The organism is Gammaproteobacteria bacterium, from assembly GCA_034522055.1.
Classification (GTDB): domain Bacteria; phylum Pseudomonadota; class Gammaproteobacteria; order JAABTG01; family JAABTG01; genus JAABTG01.
The window spans coordinates 1-2,915 of the sequence record JAXHLS010000007.1; the positions used below are offsets into that span (position 1 = coordinate 1).

3 protein-coding genes are annotated in these 2,915 nt (G+C 69.5%); 2 read left to right on the top strand and 1 reads right to left on the bottom strand.

The genetic code is table 11. The annotated features are described in order from the left end of the window. Positions 1-243 precede the first annotated feature (243 nt). Entirely contained in the window at positions 244-390 is a 147-nt protein-coding gene (locus U5S82_24770; GenBank protein ID MDZ7754775.1) for a hypothetical protein, read from the top strand. A gap of 13 nt (positions 391-403) precedes the next feature. Here the strand turns inward: U5S82_24770 and U5S82_24775 are convergent, their stop codons facing one another. Further along, the gene (locus U5S82_24775) at positions 404-1,408 is read right to left on the bottom strand and encodes an HD domain-containing protein (protein MDZ7754776.1); all 1,005 of its coding nucleotides are present in this window, start codon (positions 1,406-1,408) and stop codon (positions 404-406) included. Between the two features lie 151 nt (positions 1,409-1,559). Between U5S82_24775 and U5S82_24780 the strand changes: the two genes are divergently transcribed. Then, a complete protein-coding gene (locus U5S82_24780; protein ID MDZ7754777.1) occupies positions 1,560-2,645 on the top strand; it encodes a DUF484 family protein in 1,086 nt (361 codons plus the stop codon). Positions 2,646-2,915 lie beyond the last annotated feature (270 nt).

Consider the following 2,915-nt stretch of genomic DNA (forward strand, 5'->3'; position numbering starts at 1 on the left):
GGATGGAGGCCATCGTCCTCAAGGTATCGTCCTGACACGGTTCGCGCCGGCCGCGTGTCGGGATTTCTTACAACCCGACGGCTCGCCCTCGTCCAACCCCTTGAATTCCCTGTCCCGGCCACGACGGCCCGGGTATTGCATCGGGATTCCCACTGATGCTGACGTGCCCCGTGGGGGCCCGGGAGGAGGTTCATGGCGCCATTCGATACCCTGTTTTCCAGATGGACAAGGCATGAGCCCGGTATGAGTCAGACCACCTATCCCCGGGAGGTGATGGAGGCCGGTTGGGTGCCGGAACTCGCGGCCCTGGCGGTTATGGTCAAGCGCTGTCATGGTCCGCACCGGGGGGCGCCCGATGCGACAAAGAAACCGGTGCGGCCGCTCCGCTGAGGGCGCCACCCGGTTACTGGCCTTCCCCGGAGGTGCCACGCTCACCATGCTCGCCGAACTGCAGCCGGACATTGAGCATGTCGTTCATGATGGCGCCGAAGCGCCTCACCAACTCGGGGTCGAAGAGGGTGCCGGCCTCACGCTTGATGAGGGCCACCGCCTTGTCCAGGGGCCAGGCTTCCTTGTAGGGACGGCTGCTGGTGAGGGCATCGAACACGTCCACGATGGCCATGACGCGCCCGGCCAGGGGGATGTCGGCGGCCGTCAGGCCCTTGGGATAGCCCGTGCCGTCCCAGCGTTCGTGGTGGGTCAGCACCACGTCGAGGGCCATGCGGGCCAGGGGGGTGTCGGGCGTACCGATGATGCGGGCACCGAGGGTGGTATGAGTCTTCATGATCTCCCACTCGTCGGGGTCGAGGTGGCCGGGCTTGAGCAGGATATGATCGGGGATCCCGACCTTGCCGATATCGTGCAGGGGTGCGGTGATGGCGAGCAGTTCCACCGTGTCCTCGTCCATCCCTGCCGCCAGTCCGAGCCGCCGGGCATAGCTGCTCACCCGCACCACGTGCCGGCCGCTGTCGTCCTCCCTGAATTCGGCGCCGTGGCCGAGCCAGTGGGCGAGCCGCATGGCCTCCTGCCGCTGGGGGCCCATGGCTCGGCGGACGTGATGATGCACCCGGGCGCGGGCCAGGGCGGGTATGCTGTGGCGCAAGACATCGGCGGCCCCGGCCTCGAAGGCCGCCACCTCGTCGCCGGCCGGGGCCCCCAGGGCCACGGCGATGACCGGTGGGCCGGGGTTGGCGAGGCGGCGGCACAGGGCATGGCCGGCCGCGGTGTCGGGGGCCAGGTTCACCAGGATGGCCCACGGTGGGGGTTCCCCGGTGGCGAAGGCCGCGGCCTGGTCCCGCGGCACGACGCTGAGTTCGAAGTCCGCGGCGAGGGCGTCGCGCAGGAAGGCCGCGGCATCGCCGGTGTCGTCGATGATGAGGATGGGGGGGTTGGCGGTGTGGTGGGTCATGGATGGTATACGCCTCCCGAACGGCCTGGGTTGATGGAGTGCCGCCGCGGGCACATCAAGGAATTATCGTAGACCGCGCACCATAATACGATGGCTGTACGCGGGGCCACGGGCACCGGGGCGGCGTAAGACTTTTTGAGAGACCACAGCGGTGAACGAACCACAGGACAATCAGGCCCTCGATGGCGGAGGAGGGGAGCCCCATCAGCTGCGCGTGGTGGCGCGCCGCAACGAATACGTGCTGCGGCGCTTCCAGCGCCACGAGCTTACCCTCATGGCCGTGGATTCCCTCCATGGCCTGCTCCGCCAGTTGACCGAGGGCACCCTGCGCAGCTTCGGCCTGGATGCCGTGGCCCTCACCGTGGTGGACCCCGGTGGCGAGATCGCCGATGCCCTGGAACGCGCGGGGGTGCCTCTGGCGGAGCTGCCGGCGGTGCGCCTGACGCCGCTGCCCGAGTGGCCCGGCCACGAGGGCACCACGCCCCAGCTGGGGCCGGTCCATGCGGCGGAGCACGGCGGCTATTTCGGAGAGCGCCTGGGGGAGCTTCAGAGTGCGGCCCTGCTGCCCCTGGTCCGGGGCGGGCGTAACCGCGGTGTGCTGGCCCTGGGCAGCCGGGATCCCCTGCGCTATCAGCCCCACCTGGGCACCGACTTCCTCGACCACCTGGCCATGGTGGCCACGGTGTGCCTGGAGAATGCTCTCAACCAGGAACGCCTGCGCCACTACGGCCGCACCGATCCCCTCACGGGCCTCTACAACCGGCGTTACCTGGAGGCCAGGCTCGCCGAGGAGGTGTCCCGGGCGCGCCGCCACGGGATGCCTCTTTCGTGCATGTTCCTGGACGTGGACCACTTCAAACGCATCAACGACCGCCACGGCCACGCCGCCGGCGATGCCGTGCTGCGGCACCTGGCGGAGCGTATCACCGAACTGCTAAGGGCCAGCGACGTGGCGGTGCGTTACGGCGGCGAGGAGTTCGCGCTGCTGCTGCCCCAGACCGCGGCGGCTGAGGCGGCGGTACTGGCCGAACGCCTGCGCGCCCATCTGGCGGCGCAGCCCATCGAGGTGGCGGGGGTCGACAGCCCCATGGAGGTCACGGTGTCCATCGGTGTGGCCGAGCTGGCAGCCGACGAAGACGGCGCCGGGCTCCTGGACGGGGCCGACCGCGCCCTCTATCGCGCCAAGGCCGGGGGCCGCAACCGCGTGGAGCGGCGGGTCCTCGGGGACACCGACTGAGGCTCCTCCCCGTTCATGGCGGGCGCCACTCCCGGCATCGTGCCCCGCCCTGTTTTTGCGGTGGGCAATGCGCTCACGCACACTAACTCTCATGGCGATACGCGCCGCCCGAGATGATGGAAGAGGAGCGCGTATCGCCATGCTCGTTCCCTCACCCCATCCCTCTCCCAGAGGGAGAGGGGAGAACGTGCTTCGTGACTTACACGTTAAGCCCGACGGAAGTCCCGCTCGCGTCGGCGCCGCGAGCCACGGTGTCCGCGGGAGGGTGCC